The organism is Acetoanaerobium noterae (assembly GCF_900168025.1).
Classification (GTDB): domain Bacteria; phylum Bacillota; class Clostridia; order Peptostreptococcales; family Filifactoraceae; genus Acetoanaerobium; species Acetoanaerobium noterae.
On the sequence record NZ_FUYN01000001.1, the window covers coordinates 436,569 to 453,077 of the forward strand.

Consider the following 16,509-nt stretch of genomic DNA (forward strand, 5'->3'; position numbering starts at 1 on the left):
GAACTATTGTTCTTTTTATGTGAATAAGAAATATAATTAAGCTAGAGGTGTAGAATATGAATAAATTTGGAAATATATTTAAAGCGCTTAGAGAAGAAAAAGGATTAACTCAACAAGAACTTGTAGATTTATTCAACAAACAATATCATTATAAATTTGGAAAATCCGCTATATCTCAGTATGAAAATAATAAGCGAATACCTGAGGTAGAAGTACTGCAAAAATGGGCAGAGTTTTTTCAGGTCGGACTGGACTTTCTCTTAGGTAACTCCGACATAAAAAACCCATACAAAGAAGCTCCCGAAAAAACAGATGAAGATATAGACCTTTGGCTTTCTAAAACAGATGGGTATAAAGAGCTTCCTGAAGAAGATAGAGAATTAATATCTAATCTTGCTAAAAATTTGTTAGAGAAGCATAGAAAAGAAAAATAGCTTAATGTTATTTTTTTTAAACATATATTAGGTAATTTACCTAAAGATAAGGTGTATTATGGGACAATTAGAAAAATTATATCAACTAATTGAAGAAGAAAATATCAAGCTAGAGATTTTAGATTCCCTTCCTAATCATATAGATGGAATGTATTTAAAATCTGAATCTAGCTATCCAATAATTGTAATAAATAAAAAATTAGAAAATGACTCCATGAAATTTAAAATAGTTTTAGCTGAAGAACTTGGCCATCATTTCACTAGTGTTGGAGACTCTAGGGTTATGTTTAACTCTTATACTAGAAGATTGCAGCTGGATAAATCAGAAATAACGGCTTTAAAATGGGCCACTGAGTTTTTACTTCCTATCGACAGACTAAAAGAAGCTTTCTTAAAAATGCACAATAGGCAGATTGATGGTGTGACTCAGGAGCTTGAGGTTCCCCATGAGTTTCTACTGGCTAGACTTAAGTTTCTATCTCATAAGTTCGATTACATTGACTTAGATGACAAGAAAGCAATATTACTTACTACTTTGCCTAACATATGTACGATAGAAAAATTATCTGAATAGTTTATTAATTGTTTATTTTATATAAAAATAATAGGAGGAGATTTATATGGGATTCGAAGAAAGTATTAAAAGTTTTGCTGACAGGACTAACGCAATAAAGAATAATATTCTAACTGAGGAAGCTACTAAAACATCACTTATTATGCCTTTCTTTCAAATTCTAGGTTACGATGTCTTCAATCCTCAAGAATTTACCCCAGAATATGTAGCAGATGTTGGTATAAAAAAGGGAGAAAAAGTTGACTATGCAATTTTGGATAATAATGGAGAGCCAGTATTACTTATTGAAGCAAAATCTGTTAATGACATTTTAACCAAACATGATTCTCAACTGTTTAGATATTTTGGAACTACAAAAGCTAAATTTGCCATATTAACAAATGGAATTATATATAGATTTTATACAGATTTAGATCAACAAAATATAATGGATGAAAATCCTTTTTTTGAGTTAAATATGCTTGATTTAAAAGATTCTCACATAGTCGAATTGAAAAAATTTCATAAAGAAAACTTTAGCGTGGAAAGGATTATGGATACAGCTTCAGAATTAAAATACCTTGGATTAATAAGAAATATATTAAAAAATGAATTTAGTAATCCATCAGAGGATTTTGTTCGTTTTGTTTTGAATTCTGGGGTATACGAAGGAGTTAAAACTCAAAATGTGGTTGATAGATATACTCCTTTAGTAAAAAAATCTTTAAACTCATATATAAATGAACTAGTAAATGATAGAATTCAAAGCGCCCTAAATAAAGATGAAAATCAAACAAAAATAATTAGTGAAGATTTTGAAGTAGAAAATATTCCTGAGAATATCGATGATTACGATCAAATACTTACTACAGAAGAAGAATTAGAATCTTTCTATATAGTAAAATCAATCTTAAGAAATTCTATAGATGTACAAAGAGTCCAATTTAAAGATACTCTTTCTTATTTCGCAATATTAATCGATGGAAAAGTTACTAAATGGGTATGTAGAGTATTCTTAAAAGAAAATGTGAAATTTATCATAATTCCTGATAATGACAAGCAAAATATAAAATATCAAATTTCATCAGTGGATGATATTTATAATTTGGCTGATAATTTAATCAATAGAGCTAGTCAACTTATATAATAAGCAAACATAATAAAAATATCTCCAATGTCACTAAAAATTTATTTTTAGACTCAACAGCGAGTATTCATCTATATAAATATACTACTAGGAGGAAATCAATTGATACTTTTCTTTGAAAAATTCGGTCCAGTTGAACAAGCCCTCATAGGAACTCTATTCACTTGGGGTGTTACAGCTCTTGGCGCATCACTTGTTTTCTTTTTTAAATCAATAAATAAAACTATTCTTAATGGAATGCTTGGATTTGCTGCTGGGGTTATGATAGCAGCAAGCTTTTGGTCATTACTTTCTCCTGCAATAACTATGGCTGAAGAACTCGGACAAATAGCATTTCTTACTGCTGCAATTGGATTTTTAGGCGGAGGAGCATTTTTATATTTAGTTGATAAATTATTACCCCATCTACATATGGGATTAGAAACTTCACAAGCTGAAGGTGTTAAAACAAATTGGCAAAGAAGTGTATTGTTAGTTTTAGCAATTACCCTTCATAATATTCCAGAAGGACTTGCTGTTGGAGTTGCATTTGGAGCCGTAGCTGCAGGAACTGGCAGTTCAGCTTCACTAGCTGGAGCTATAGCTCTTGCAATTGGTATAGGTTTACAGAACTTTCCTGAAGGAGCTGCTGTTTCAATACCGCTTAGAAGAGAAGGTTTTAGCAGAACAAAATCATTCTTATATGGTCAAGCATCTGGGATAGTTGAGCCTATTGCAGGTGTAATCGGAGCCTTTGCTGTCGTGAAGATGCAGCCTATTTTGCCTTATGCGCTAGCATTTGCAGCTGGAGCTATGATTTATGTTGTTATTGAAGAACTTATTCCAGAAGCCCAACGTGAAGAAGGTGGCTCAAAAACTGATATAGCCACAATAGGTTGTATGATTGGATTTACTATCATGATGGTTCTAGACGTTGCTCTTGGTTAGATTCATATTTTAAGTATAGATAGCTATTCTAATAATAGCTAAGTTGGGTTTTAAAAAAAATTAAAAAATATATTAATTAACTTTGATATAAGTATATTATCCAGGGGGGTGGATGCTATATGGAAATTAATGAGTTTACTTGAAAACAGATTTAAATAACGTGCAAACGATTAAAGTCTGTCTAAATTCTAAAATCGAGGAATAAATATATGTCTAACTTTATAAACGAAAATATAGAGCTATTAATAAATAATTACTTTTTTTTAAGCATATATTTTATTGTATTATCTTTATATTTAGGTGCTACATTTGGTGTTCTATTTAATATACTCAGTTCAATAAAAAAGATGAATTTTATTTATATAAGAAAAAACTATAAAATTATTATTATAATTGCTATTTTCTCTTACATACTAGCTTTAATCATGAAACACTCACCTTTTTTATTAGATTTTAATTTAAGTATATTAATTCTAATTTCATTTAGTTTTATTATTATTTTTATAACAAAAAAAATAATTAAAAATGAAATAAATGATAAAATTTCAACCTCATATGACCATAATCTCCAATGTAAGAAAATCAATAAATTTCTTGATCTGCAAATCAAAAAGTATCCAGCAACAATATATAGCAATGTTTCATATTTTAGAGAACTTTCGAAATATCCGCAATGTAAAATAATACTACTAAAAGAAATTCTTGAAGATATATCTAATAATTATAAAACTCATACATCTTCTACACTTTTATTTCTAACAGGAGCTACTACTACAAAATTAATACCAGAATGGCCCAATGAAGGAATGTATCCTGATTCTATTATTTTCATATTAAAGCTTTTATTTATTGGTACAATTCTAAGATTATTTCTTTTATCTTTCTATCATTTTACTAATAATCCATCCGAAATTGAAAAGAAAATTAATATACTAAATTACTATTTAAGAATTGTAAGGAGGCCTTAAGATTATTGTTATCATGACAAAGGGGGATTAATATGGATAAAAATAATATCCAAGACAATAAAGATATAAAATTCAAGAAAATTAATAGCATAAAAATAAGTAATTTTAGAAGTTTAAAAAATAAAGAAATTACTTTAGGAAATAATCTAACAGTCATATCTGGTAAAAACGGTACTATGAAATCTACATTATTAGGATTAATTGCTCATCCATTTAGCAGTCCTAGTGATGCTAAAGATATTTTTGGTAAACAACTTAAAACTACATTAAAAGAAGTTTTTAACCTAAGTTTAGAAAAAGACAATAAACAATATATTTACTACTTAAATGCTAAAGATATAGATGGAAATGATTTTGAAACTCCAATTCGTGTTTATCCAAGTTCTGATAATACAAGACACCGTATAACTGTTGGTAAATCAAATGAAAAAGGATTGGGGAATTTTTCTCTTAATACCAGCTATTTAAACTTTAAAAGATTATATCCAATTGTTGATACTAATTCTAAGCCTTTGCAAGAAATTTTAACTGAAGAATATAAAAAATTTATTGATCGAGGATATTACAAAATTCTGCAAAAACAAACTTTTAATAATCCTGTATTAGTTGAGGATAAATCTATAAAAACTACTTTTGGTCCTACTGAAACATATTATGATTATGCCTCTATATCCTCTGGTGAAGACAATTTAGGTCATATATTAAGTAAATTATTTGCGTTCGAGAAGAATTCTCTTGGAAAGGATTGTCTTAATGGAATATTGTGTATTGATGAAATAGAAGCTGGTCTTCATCCAATTGCCCAAAAAAAACTTATTGAATATTTATATACTTGGAGCGCTAAAAATAAAGTACAAGTAGTTCTAACTTCTCACTCACTATATCTTATTCAATGTATAATCGAAATGCAAAAAAAGAAAAACTGTGACGATATAGTTTTGAATATCATCAGCACTCAATTTGTAGATGATAATAATTATAATATTATACTAAATCCAACTTATTCAGATGCCTATAAAGAACTTACTTTCCGTGATAGCGAAGAAAACAACATTCTATTTAAACCCGTTATAATAATGGAAGATAAATTAGCTATAACTTACTTAAAGCGTATAATAAAAACTCGTGATATCATAAATAAAGTTGATTTTTTAACAGGATTAACATCAAATGAAACTAATGATGGTATGAGTTATAAAAATATTTTTTTGTTAATAGATAATGGAAAGAAGCTTTTCACAGACACCATTTTTGTTTTAGATCCAGATGTTAATATAGACAAATATAAAGATAATTTAAATGTCCTAAAATTACCATCCATTGAAGACTTATGTATAGAAAAAGCTATCGTTTTCTTTATTTATTCTTTAAAAGGAAGTGACCATTTCTTTGTTAAATATAACAAAGAAAGAGATTCTTTTATATCTGACTTTTCAGATTATAATATTCAGTCTTTTACAATAGTTGATTTACAAAAATCTCCTGCAAAAAATTATAAAAAATGGGCAGCTTCAGATAAAAACTTTGATACATATATAACTTTTTTTATTAATAGGCATTCTAGAGATGAAAATTTTGTAAATTTTAGAACTAATTTTGTAAAGTCTCTAAATAACCTATATGAAAAAAAATCTTTGCCTTTAATTCAATATAAGGCTGGCCAAGAATAATTATATTTGATATCCTTATAAGAGTAGAAAGTAGGTGGTACTATGCCCATAACTCATTCTCCCTTAAGATATCCTGGAGGAAAAACAAAACTATATAAATATACTAAAGAATTAATCAGATTAAACAATCTTAGTGGATGTACTTACGTGGAGCCCTTTGCTGGTGGATGTGGCCTTTCACTCCAACTTCTATATGATAATGTTGTTAGTAAACTGGTATTAAATGATATTGATACATCTATTTACTCATTTTGGAATACAGTTCTTAATAATGCATCTGAACTATGTAAAAAAATTCAAACAACAGAAGTTACTATTGATGAATGGAAGCTTCAAAAAAATATTCAAAACAAAAAAGATATAGTAACTGAATTTGAATTAGCTTATTCAACATTATTTTTAAATAGAACCAATAGATCTGGAATAATATCTGCTGGCCCAATTGGAGGATATGAGCAAACTGGTAATTATACTCTAGATTGTAGATTTAATAAAAAGGATATTATTAATAAGATTATGAAAATATCATCAAATAAGAAAAAAATTCATTTTTATAATCTTGATGCAGAAATTTTTATAAAAAATATTGTATCAAGACAAAAACAAAAAACATTTATTTTTTTAGATCCTCCATATTTTGCAAAAGGTCCAGAATTATATACTAATTTTTACAATGAAGATAATCATACCTCATTGAGAAACACTACTTCTAAAATTAATAAGCATTGGATTGTAACATATGACAATGTCAATAAAATAAAAGAACTTTATAGCGATTACCACATTGAAGAATATAATATTAACTATAGCGCTCAGAAGGTTTATAAAGGTAAAGAAATAATGATATATTCAAAAAAAATAGCTCCAATAATTCATCCTATATCATAATTTAACTGTTCAAAAGCCCTAGGGCTTTTCTTTTTAAATTTATAACGAACTTACGTTTGCTAAATCATTTAGAAAGGAAGATTATAATCAATGAGTATAGATAAGAGAGCTCCTGGAGTATTTAGATTTAGAAAAATGCATAAAGGTAAAGCTTATACAGATACATTTTATGGAAGCGAAAAAGAAGCTAAAAAAGCACACGAAGAATTTATTTACGGAGTTAGAAGAGGTGATTATGACAAACCTAGAGATTTAACATTTCAAGAGCTAACTGATATAGTATGGGAAAATCATATAAATAAAAATTTAGAACCTAATACTGTAATAACATACAGAAACTGTCTAGATAAATTACTCCCAGTTTTCGGCAAAAAAGAAGCTATCAAAATAGAACCTATAACTATAGAGAAGTATTTAAATAAACTCTCTAAAACATACGAACCAGACTCAATCAAATTGTTTTTAGCAGTATTTATGCTTATCTACAACAAAGGTGTGCTATGGAGGCTTATTCCTAACAACCCATTTAGCGGAACAATAAGTAAACCTAAAAATAATAAAATGAAAAGAAAAAACAATATGGACGAAATATTATCTATAGAACAGATATCCACTCTGATTAATGCATATAAAGAAAAAAATGTTTATCAAAGAGCTGGAATATATTTAGCATTAGGATGTGGACTTAGAAAATCTGAGATTAGAGGATTAAAAACAACTGACATAGATTTTGAAACTAACACTATAAAAATAGAAAGACAAATAAACTCGATTTCAAAAGACAATTACAAGATAGAAGGAGAGAAAGGCCCAAAGGATGATTCATATAGAACCATAATAGCACCAGAGTTCGTTATTCAGCCACTTAGAGAAATCATATTTGCTAGAAAAATTATATCAAAGGACGGATATATATTCTTTAACCCCGATACACAAAGGCCAGTGTCAAAAAACTTCTTTAACTATACATTGAAAATTGTAATAGAAAAAAACAATTTGCCTAATATAAGCTTTCATGATTTAAGACATTTAAATGCATCCTTGCTAGTAAATGATGGTACTGATATCCATTCAGTAGCCAAAAGACTTGGCCATAAAAGTGTATCAACAACCATTAACACATACCTGCATGGAATAAATGAAAAAGATAAAAATATAGCCGATAATTTTGACAAAAGATTTAAAGAAATTGAACAAAAAAACATAAAATCTAAATAAATTTGTCCTGTATTTGTCCATAAAAAATTATTTAAATTATTCAAAGCCTAAAATCGTTGAATTTACTATATATTGCCTAGTGGCAATTTTATTTTTCCATTAGTGTATATTATATAAAGGAAATAGAAAAAAATAAATGAAAATCGAATAAAATATTAAAAATATTTTATAATTTGACATCTTATTAACATGATAATTATTATCTTGCCTAATTATATAGCTGAATTGGACATTATCTGAAATATTGAATATAATCTTTCTATCACAACAAAATTTTAAATTAAGAAGGTGAGTTTTATGGCTTTAGATGGCTTAACTATATATGGCATCATTTGCGAGTTAAACACTACTCTAAAAGGTGGAAAAATTGACAAGATTACTCAGCCAGAAAAGGATGAGGTTCTTCTTGCAATAAGAAATGAAGGAAAAACTTACAAGCTGCTAATAAGTGCAAGTAGCTCGAATCCGAGGATTTATCTTACTGAAAGTTATAAAAAAGAAAATCCCTTAAAAGCTCCTATGTTTTTGATGATTCTTAGAAAATATCTTCAAGGTGGAAGAATAATTTCTATATCACAAGAAGGGCTTGAAAGAGTAATCAATATTGATATTGAGGCTCTAGATGATTTGAAAACTCCTAAGCTTAGAACTTTATCAATAGAAATAATGGGAAGACATAGCAATATTATCTTAGTGGATAAGGAATCAAACAAAATTCTCGATTCTATAAAAAGAATTCCTATAACTGTTAGCTCAGTAAGAGAGGTTCTTCCAGGCAAGGAATATAAGTTTGCTCCTTCTCAAAACAAAATCAATCCCCTTTCTAACCTTAGCTTAAGTGAATTCAAATCTAAGCTCACTGAAAAGGATAGTCCTTTGTACAAAGCCATATATAACAGCTATGACGGAATCAGTCCTTTAATTGCTAAAGAAATTTGCTACAGGTCATCGATAGATTTAGATTTATCTACAAATTTAATTTCTGATATATCTCTTGAGAGAATTTTTAATTCCTTTGAAAGGATAATAAATCAAATTAAAAATGAAATTTTTCATCCCTGCATAGTAATCGATAAGCGCTTAGATAAATATATCGATTTCAGCCTGATAAAGCTGACCATGTATGAATTTTTGAGTATAGAAAATTATGAATCAATAAGTCTTGCAACAGAGACATTTTATAGCTCAAAAGATAGAAATGAGCGATTAAGCCAGAAATCTATGAGCATGAGAAAGCTCCTTCAAACTAAGATAGAAAGATTGGAAAACAAGCTAGGAAAACAGCTTCAAGAAATGAATGATACAGATAAAATGGAAGAATACAAAAAACAAGCGGATTTGCTAACAGCAAATATCTATATGCTCCAAAAAGGAATGGATGAGATTACGGTTTCAGATTACTATAATCAAGAAGACAGCTCTGCTGAAATCACCATAAAATTGGATGTAAACAAAACTCCTAGCGAAAATATTCAATCCTTATACAAAAAATATAATAAGCTAAAAACAAGAAAATCAGAGCTATCCTCTCAGATTTCTTCTGCAAAAGAAGAGCTTATGTATCTACAAAACGTAATGCTTTCAATCGAAAGCTCTGAATCTCTAAATGAACTCGAAGAAATTAGAACGGAGCTTTATAGTGAAGGCTATTTGAAATTAAAAACTTCATCCAAAAAAGTAAAAGCCATAGAAGCATCAGCCCCTATGCAGTTTATATCCTCAGATAATATTACAATACTAGTTGGAAAAAATAATAAGCAAAACGACGAGCTTACTACAAAGCTTTCATCTCCTGATGACATATGGCTCCATACTAAAGATATCCCTGGCTCACATGTTATTATAAAAGCTACATTAGATATAGTAACAAACCAAACTCTTGAGGAGGCTGCCGAGCTTGCAGCTTATTTTAGCAAGGCAAGAATGTCATCAAAGGTAGCCGTAGATTATACTGCTAGAAAAAATGTTAAAAAACCATCTGGTGCAAAGCCAGGAATGGTAATCTATGATAATCAAACTACAGTTTTTGTAAATCCTGATGAAGAAAAGGTAGTAAAACTTAGAGCTTAAATTTTATTCCTTGGTACCCATGGACAATTAAAAATTGCTTCATGGGTACTTAATTTATCTTCAGAAGATTTTTGATGTGAAATACATCCTTATTAGGGTATACACATAGAAAAAGATGGAATTAAAAAGATAAAGCAGAGGTGTTTGAATTGGATAAAAACGAAAGTATTTCACTAAACCTTATAACTAAGCATAGTTTGAAAAACTTGATTTTAGAGCTACCAAAAAGATTTGCAAGAGACAATATAAGTCAAACTGGCGGTCAGCTTGCTTATTTCTTTTTGCTTTCGGTTTTTCCTTTTTTAATATTTCTCAATGCTCTTTTGGGTTTTTTAAATATATCTGTAGAGTCTATAATCCGTGAAATAAGTGCAATAGCACCTGAAGAAATAGTGGTGCTCTTAAGAGGCTATCTAGAATCAGTAGTTGAGACTAGAAACACCTCTTTACTTTCTATTGGTCTTTTAGCTTCACTTTTTTCAGCCTCAAAGGCTGTAGACTCTCTGATTATAGCCTTAAATACAGCTTATGGTGTAGAGAATAAAAGAAATTTTATAACAAAAAAAGCAGTCTCAATTTTTTTTACACTTATTTTAGGGTTTGCAATTGTGATTTCACTTTTGCTTCCTGCTTTAGGCAAAAATGTTGCATTTTTAATAGCTGATTTTTTTAGAATATCTAATATTATAGTTTTTGTTTGGGTTTATATTAGATGGGTCATTGTATTTTTTATATTATTTATTACAATAGCTCTTTTATATCATATAGTTCCTTATGTAAATCAGCCTTTTAAAAATTCTCTACCAGGCACATTTTTTGCTGTTACAAGCTGGTTATTAGTTTCCTATGGCTTTGGTATTTATGTAAACAACTTTGCTAATTATAGCGCTGTATATGGCTCTATAGGGGCAGTAATCGCCCTTATGTTCTGGTTATATCTAACTGGAATAATATTAGTGCTAGGTGGAGAAATAAACGATATTCTATACAGATATTATGAAACAAGTAATTCTAAGAATGATGAAGTTAAAATAGCTCCAAAAACCGATGAAGCTATTTTAGATGATAAGTTTAATGAATTAAAAGAAACTCTAATAGATTCTAACTAAACTTCTATATTATACCCATAAAATACTCCACTACCAATGCTACTATGACTACAAGTGCAGAAATTATAAAGCCGTGTACCATAGGAGCTATTCCCGATTTTTTCATTTCAGTTACATCAGTATTTAATCCTATGGCTGCAAGTGCTGCTACCATTAAAAATTTGCTTATGTCTTTTGCTAATAGTCCAAACTCGTTAGGAATAACACCAGTTGAATTTACCATAGTAAGAGCTACGAAGCCTAATATAAACCAAGGAAAAATAGAGGAAATTTTTACTTTTTTGCGGCTATACGCACTATTTTGCTTTTCTCCAGCTTCGCTTTGCTTGATTTTAGCACTTACAACTGAAAAAATGAGAACTACAGGAACAATAGAAAGAGTCCTTGTAAGTTTAACCATAGTTGCAAAATCTCCAGCTGCTTCACTAAATGCAAACCCAGCTGCAACAACACTAGAGGTATCATTTACAGCAGTCCCTGCCCATAATCCATATGCCATATCACTAAGTCCCAAGGCTCTTCCCATAACAGGAAATAGCAGTATCATAGCCATGTCAAATAAAAATGTTGCTGAAATTGCATAAGCTATATCGTTGTCATCCGCTTCTATTACTGGAGCAATAGCTGCTATTGCTGACCCTCCACATATTCCAGTTCCAGCAGAAATAAGATTAGATAGCTTCCAATTAAGCTTTAAAAGCTTTCCAATAATATATCCTCCTCCAAAGCAAGTCAAAAGTGTAAATATCATAACAGTAAGTGATAATTTTCCTATTGTAAGTACTGTTTTAATGCTAAGCGATGCTCCTAAAAGTACAATTGCAAATTTTAATATTTTTTTAGATGTAAATTTTAGCCCTGGCTTTAATTTATCTGACTTATAGTAGTGATTTATAAGCATCCCAATAAATAAAGCTATGACAGAGGCTCCTATCAAATGAATAGGAAGCATATTTTCTAAAAATCTAGCTACTATTGCAATAACAACTGCTAAAGCCAATCCTGGTAATAAGTCCAATATTTTTTTGCTCATCTTGAGGTCACTCCATTTCTATAATCTATTATTGCCTTAATAAGTATTGTATTCTATGAATTGATATTATCATTGTTTTATGATAAATTCTAATTATTATATTTTATTAATCAATAATTTTTTATTATGAGGTGGTTTTGTGTTAGATAGCAGAATATATACGTTTTTAAAGCTTTGCGATGTTATGAATTATAGGATTACTGCCGAGGAGCTTAATATGACTCAGCCTGCTGTTACTCAACATATTAAGTTTTTAGAAAACTATTACGGATGTAATTTTTTTAAATACAGCTCAAGAAAATTATCCAAAACTCCTGAGGGAGTATTATTTGAAGCTTATTTAAGATCTGCTGACTATAACCAAGCTACTATAAAAAACCAGCTTTCTAAGAAAATCAAGCAAGCTATACGCATAGGCGCTACAAAAACAATTGGAGATTATGTAATAACAGATAATATTATAGCTCTATTAAATAGCAAAGATATTGATTTATCTCTTTATGTTGATAATACTAGCAATTTGCTTGATGCTTTAAATCACAAAAAAATTTCATTGGCTTTAATAGAAGGATTTTTTGATAAAGCACACTACGAATATAAACTGCTACGAGAAGAAGCCTTTATAGGCATCTGTGCTAAAAATCATCCCTTTGCAGGTAAAGAAGTCCCCATCGAATCATTATTTGATGAAAATCTTATAATTAGAGAAGAAGGTTCAGGTACTAGAGCAATTCTAGAGCAAATCCTAATAAATAATAATCATTCTCTTGATTCATTTAAAACTACTACTTGTATCAGCAGCTTTGAGGTTATAAAAAAGCTCGTTATTTACGAGGCTGGAATTTCATTTGTTTATAATGCTGTTGCAAAAAGTGATTCTAAGCTTATGACCTTCAAAATAAAAAATAACCACATCACTAGAGAGTTTAACTTTGTATATCTTAAAAATACTGATGCCAATAAATACATCTCATATTTTGAATGATAATAAGAGCCATTTACACACAATCTTTATTCCAAAAACTAATAAAATACCTCCTTATTAGAAAGTGTAATCTAGTTAGACTCTCTAGTTTGGAGGTATTTTACAGTTGATTATTTCTACTATTAAAATTTATTTAATATAGCTTTTTAGTTTTGTTTATAGCTCTAAATGATTAATTATTTTGCTACGCTATATATTATTTTATTAAGGATTACTCCCACTAAAGCCGCTAAGCTAAGTCCAGCTATACTAACTTGCTCTGTAACAGGGATTGCAATATTGATTCCAACATTTCCACCTAGTCCAATTATTAATACAGCAGCCATAATTATTACATTTTTTATATCCATTTTAATTTTGCTATCTCTTATAGTTCTAACTCCAATAAGCGAAATCATGCTAAATAACATAAGTGAGATGCCACCCATTACTGCTTGAGGTATACTTTGTAGGAACCCACCTACTTTTCCTATTGTTCCAAGTAATATTGCTATAACAGCAGTTATTCTAAGGATTGATGGGTCGTAGTTTTTGGTAATAGCTAGTACTCCAGTGTTTTCTCCGTAAGTAGTGTTTGCAGGTCCTCCTAATAGTCCAGCAACCATTGTAGCTAATCCATCACCTATTAAGGTTCTATTAAGCCCTGGGTCTTCCATAAAGTTTTTCCCAACAACAGTTCCATTAGTTGTAATATCACCTATATGCTCCATAAATACAGCTAATACAACTGGTGCGATTATCGAAATAGCACCTATATCAAATTTAGGAGTTGTAAATGCTGGCATTTGAAACCATCCTGCACTTGTAATTGGAGTCATATCAACTACTCCCATTTTTAGCGACAATACATAGCCTACAATAACAGCTGTTATTATAGCTAACTGCTTGAAGAAGCCTTTACCGAAAAATGTTATAAGTAAAGCTGTAGCAAGTGTAACTCCTGCTAACATAAAATTATTTGAGGCCATTGAAAATGCTACAGGTACTAAATTTAGTCCTATAACAACTATCATAGGGCCTATAACTTGAGATGGGAAAAAGCTTTTTACTCTCTCTACTCCTATGGCAGCTACAATAAAAGACATAAGCACATACATCATACCAGCAACCATGATTCCACCTTGAGCATATGCTAAATCTCCATATATTTCGCCAACAGATATAATAACAGGTATAAAAGCAAAACTTGAACCTAAAAATACCGGCACTTTACCCTTTGTACATAAATGAAAAATAAGGGTTCCAATACCGGCACATACAAGTGCAACCGAGCTGTTCATTCCTGTTAATATTGGTACTAAAACAGTAGCGCCAAACATAGCAATAAGATGCTGAGCTGCAAGTATTATTCTTTTTAATTGATTAAATGCTGTACTTACTGATTGAGTGTTAACTTCTGAAACATTAATAGCTTTTTCTGACATTATCTTTTCCTCCTTATGATTACGTGCGAGGAGAAAGACTATATTTTCTCCCCTTTTCAGCCTCCCTGGACTGATTTAAAAGGTTAACATTATATTACTCATTTATTGAAACATAGTTTTTGCCATCAACATCTTCAATGCTGACTTTAATAACCTCTAGCTTTGATGTAGGGACATTCTTTCCTACATAATCTGCTCTTATCGGTAGCTCCCTATGGCCTCTATCGATTAAAACAGCTAGCTGAATAGTAAGAGGTCTTCCCACATCCATAATAGCATCAAGTGCTGCTCTTACAGTTCTTCCTGTATATAGCACATCATCTACTAATACAATGATTTTTTTTGTCACATCAAATCCCAAATTGGATTCCTTTACGACAGCTTGATCAGCTTTTTCAGATAAATCATCTCTATAAAGTGAAATATCAAGCTCGCCAACAGTGACTTTTTTACCTTCAATTTGTTCTATTTTTTTTGCAATTCTCTTGGCAAGTGGGACTCCTCTAGTTTTAATTCCTACTAGAGCTACCTCATCTACACCTTTGTTTTTTTCAATAATTTCATGGCCAATTCTAGTTATTGCTCTATCCATAGCCTTGTCATCCATAATAAGAGCTTTTTCTTGCATCTTATCCCTCCTTTAATGGATTTTTTGAAGCCTCCATTAAATTCTCTAATGATTATACCTTTTTACTACAGTTTAATCAAGTAAAAATCTTTGCAAAAATGATTTAAAAATTTCTGGCTCTTCTTTTTCAAATAACATAAACTCACCAGTTACTGGATGAACAAAGCCAAGGGTCTTAGCATGAAGAAGCTGTCCTTGGGCTTTAAACTTAGAGTTATGAGGACCATATAGGGTGTCCCCAACAAGTGGAAGTCCTTTACTTGCCATATGCACTCTAATCTGATGTGTTCGTCCTGTTTCTAGATTTGCCATAGCATACGAATAGTTTTCATTAGACTTTATTTTTGTTATATGAGTCACAGCATGTTTGCCATCGCTTACAACAGCCATCTTCATTCTGTCTCTTGGATTTCTTCCTATTGGTGCATCTATTGTAAATTCATCTGCCTTTATATTGCCATGGCATATAAAGGTATACGTTCTTTGAACTGTGTGCTCCTTAAGCTGCTCACTTAGTCCTCTATGGGCTATATCACTTTTAGCAATCATAAGTAGGCCAGATGTATCCTTGTCAATCCTATGTACTATTCCAGGGCGAATTATTCCATTTATAGACGAAAGCTGCCCTTTGAAATGATACATAAGAGCATTTACGAGGGTATGATTTGCATTTCCAGCTCCAGGATGAACTACCATTCCTCTTTCCTTATATACAACAGCTAAATCTTCATCTTCATATAAAATTTCTATAGGAATATCCTCTGCTTCAATAACCAGCTCTTTTGCTGGAGGAATTAAAATGCAAATGTTATCTAATTGAGCAACCTTGTAGCTTGATTTTTCTATCTTATCATTAACTGTAACTTTTTTATCTTTTATGAGTGACTGGATATAGGTTCTAGATAAATCACTAAGTGCAGATGAGATAAACACATCTAGTCTTAAGTCCTCTTCTTCCTCATCTACTATAAAATATTTTTTTTCTTCTATCATATTTTCTCCAAAATTTCTTTGTCCTTAATAATTAAAAAAATGAGCAAAATCCCACCGACTACAACGCAAATATCAGCAAAATTGAATACAAACTGCCAAATACCTCTAAAATCAAACATATCAACTACAAATCCAAGCCATATTCTGTCAATTAGATTTCCTATAGCCCCAGCAGTTATTATGCTTAAAACAAAGGTTAGCTTTTTATCTATATTTTTATTTTTTTTAGTAAAATAAATCATGTAGCCTACGACTAGCAATGTTATTAAAACAAAAAACCATGTTTTATTTTGAAGCATTCCAAAAGCTGCTCCTCTGTTTTCTACATAGGTAAAATGAAAAAAACCATCAATTACAGGATATGATTCAAATTTTGTGAGCTTTGTTCTGGAAATCCATTTTATAGCTTGGTCTATTATTATTAGAATGCTAATTAATGTAAAGTACATCTACTTTTTCCTT

General features: G+C 30.1%; 16 protein-coding genes. 11 read left to right on the top strand and 5 right to left on the bottom strand.

Annotated features, from left to right (window positions below; translation table 11 throughout):
- The first annotated feature begins 56 nt into the window (after positions 1–56).
- From B5X47_RS02270 to B5X47_RS02315, 10 genes are all read left to right on the top strand, one after another.
- Positions 57–434, top strand: coding sequence for a helix-turn-helix domain-containing protein (locus B5X47_RS02270; RefSeq protein WP_079588594.1), 378 nt, complete (start codon positions 57–59; stop codon positions 432–434).
- Between the two features lie 58 nt (positions 435–492).
- Complete coding sequence (locus tag B5X47_RS02275) at positions 493–1,008, top strand: ImmA/IrrE family metallo-endopeptidase (protein WP_079588595.1); 516 nt, start codon at positions 493–495, stop codon at positions 1,006–1,008.
- A gap of 46 nt (positions 1,009–1,054) precedes the next feature.
- Entirely contained in the window at positions 1,055–2,134 is a 1,080-nt protein-coding gene (locus B5X47_RS02280) for a type I restriction endonuclease (protein ID WP_013361776.1), read from the top strand.
- A gap of 102 nt (positions 2,135–2,236) precedes the next feature.
- Positions 2,237–3,061, top strand: coding sequence for a ZIP family metal transporter (locus B5X47_RS02285; protein WP_330395724.1), 825 nt, complete (start codon positions 2,237–2,239; stop codon positions 3,059–3,061).
- A 209-nt stretch (positions 3,062–3,270) separates the two neighbouring features.
- A complete protein-coding gene (locus B5X47_RS02290) occupies positions 3,271–4,029 on the top strand; it encodes a hypothetical protein (RefSeq protein ID WP_079588596.1) in 759 nt (252 codons plus the stop codon).
- 32 nt (positions 4,030–4,061) lie between these two features.
- On the top strand, positions 4,062–5,699 hold the full coding sequence (locus tag B5X47_RS02295; protein ID WP_079588597.1) for an ATP-dependent nuclease: 1,638 nt from the start codon (positions 4,062–4,064) through the stop codon (positions 5,697–5,699).
- 42 nt (positions 5,700–5,741) lie between these two features.
- The gene (locus B5X47_RS02300; protein ID WP_079588598.1) at positions 5,742–6,587 is read left to right on the top strand and encodes a DNA adenine methylase; all 846 of its coding nucleotides are present in this window, start codon (positions 5,742–5,744) and stop codon (positions 6,585–6,587) included.
- Between the two features lie 90 nt (positions 6,588–6,677).
- Positions 6,678–7,805 carry a tyrosine-type recombinase/integrase gene (locus B5X47_RS02305; RefSeq protein WP_079588599.1) on the top strand — a complete coding sequence of 376 codons (1,128 nt, stop codon included), beginning with the start codon at positions 6,678–6,680 and terminating at the stop codon, positions 7,803–7,805.
- A 297-nt stretch (positions 7,806–8,102) separates the two neighbouring features.
- Positions 8,103–9,875 (top strand): Rqc2 family fibronectin-binding protein, encoded by a 1,773-nt coding sequence (locus B5X47_RS02310; RefSeq protein ID WP_079588600.1) that lies wholly within the window; start codon positions 8,103–8,105, stop codon positions 9,873–9,875.
- A gap of 149 nt (positions 9,876–10,024) precedes the next feature.
- The gene (locus tag B5X47_RS02315; protein WP_159446372.1) at positions 10,025–10,984 is read left to right on the top strand and encodes a YihY/virulence factor BrkB family protein; all 960 of its coding nucleotides are present in this window, start codon (positions 10,025–10,027) and stop codon (positions 10,982–10,984) included.
- Between the two features lie 4 nt (positions 10,985–10,988).
- On the opposite strand, the gene B5X47_RS02320 is transcribed toward B5X47_RS02315, so the two are convergent.
- Positions 10,989–12,017, bottom strand: a complete 1,029-nt coding sequence (locus tag B5X47_RS02320; protein ID WP_079588602.1) for a YeiH family protein — start codon at positions 12,015–12,017, stop codon at positions 10,989–10,991.
- A gap of 139 nt (positions 12,018–12,156) precedes the next feature.
- On the opposite strand from B5X47_RS02320, the gene B5X47_RS02325 reads away from it, so the two are divergent.
- The gene (locus B5X47_RS02325; RefSeq protein ID WP_079588603.1) at positions 12,157–13,002 is read left to right on the top strand and encodes a LysR family transcriptional regulator; all 846 of its coding nucleotides are present in this window, start codon (positions 12,157–12,159) and stop codon (positions 13,000–13,002) included.
- Positions 13,003–13,178: 176 nt separating this feature from the next.
- On the opposite strand, the gene B5X47_RS02330 is transcribed toward B5X47_RS02325, so the two are convergent.
- The 4 genes from B5X47_RS02330 to lspA all read right to left on the bottom strand — a co-directional run bounded on the left by B5X47_RS02330 (position 13,179) and on the right by lspA (position 16,496).
- On the bottom strand, positions 13,179–14,426 hold the full coding sequence (locus B5X47_RS02330; RefSeq protein WP_079588604.1) for a uracil-xanthine permease family protein: 1,248 nt from the start codon (positions 14,424–14,426) through the stop codon (positions 13,179–13,181).
- Between the two features lie 94 nt (positions 14,427–14,520).
- Positions 14,521–15,054 (bottom strand): bifunctional pyr operon transcriptional regulator/uracil phosphoribosyltransferase PyrR, encoded by a 534-nt coding sequence (pyrR, locus tag B5X47_RS02335; protein WP_013362081.1) that lies wholly within the window; start codon positions 15,052–15,054, stop codon positions 14,521–14,523.
- 72 nt (positions 15,055–15,126) lie between these two features.
- On the bottom strand, positions 15,127–16,047 hold the full coding sequence (locus tag B5X47_RS02340; RefSeq protein ID WP_013362082.1) for an RluA family pseudouridine synthase: 921 nt from the start codon (positions 16,045–16,047) through the stop codon (positions 15,127–15,129).
- Entirely contained in the window at positions 16,044–16,496 is a 453-nt protein-coding gene (gene lspA / locus B5X47_RS02345) for a signal peptidase II (RefSeq protein ID WP_079588605.1), read from the bottom strand. The genes B5X47_RS02340 and lspA overlap by 4 nt, the downstream gene beginning before the upstream one ends.
- Positions 16,497–16,509: the final 13 nt, after the last annotated feature.

Coding starts and splice junctions, on each gene's coding strand:
- B5X47_RS02270 (WP_079588594.1), top strand. CDS start 57: ATGAATAAATTTGGAAATATATTTAAAGCGCTTAGAGAAGAAAAAGGA.
- B5X47_RS02275 (WP_079588595.1), top strand. CDS start 493: ATGGGACAATTAGAAAAATTATATCAACTAATTGAAGAAGAAAATATC.
- B5X47_RS02280 (WP_013361776.1), top strand. CDS start 1,055: ATGGGATTCGAAGAAAGTATTAAAAGTTTTGCTGACAGGACTAACGCA.
- B5X47_RS02290 (WP_079588596.1), top strand. CDS start 3,271: ATGTCTAACTTTATAAACGAAAATATAGAGCTATTAATAAATAATTAC.
- B5X47_RS02295 (WP_079588597.1), top strand. CDS start 4,062: ATGGATAAAAATAATATCCAAGACAATAAAGATATAAAATTCAAGAAA.
- B5X47_RS02300 (WP_079588598.1), top strand. CDS start 5,742: ATGCCCATAACTCATTCTCCCTTAAGATATCCTGGAGGAAAAACAAAA.
- B5X47_RS02305 (WP_079588599.1), top strand. CDS start 6,678: ATGAGTATAGATAAGAGAGCTCCTGGAGTATTTAGATTTAGAAAAATG.
- B5X47_RS02310 (WP_079588600.1), top strand. CDS start 8,103: ATGGCTTTAGATGGCTTAACTATATATGGCATCATTTGCGAGTTAAAC.
- B5X47_RS02320 (WP_079588602.1), bottom strand. CDS start 12,017: ATGAGCAAAAAAATATTGGACTTATTACCAGGATTGGCTTTAGCAGTT.
- B5X47_RS02330 (WP_079588604.1), bottom strand. CDS start 14,426: ATGTCAGAAAAAGCTATTAATGTTTCAGAAGTTAACACTCAATCAGTA.
- pyrR (WP_013362081.1), bottom strand. CDS start 15,054: ATGCAAGAAAAAGCTCTTATTATGGATGACAAGGCTATGGATAGAGCA.
- B5X47_RS02340 (WP_013362082.1), bottom strand. CDS start 16,047: ATGATAGAAGAAAAAAAATATTTTATAGTAGATGAGGAAGAAGAGGAC.
- lspA (WP_079588605.1), bottom strand. CDS start 16,496: ATGTACTTTACATTAATTAGCATTCTAATAATAATAGACCAAGCTATA.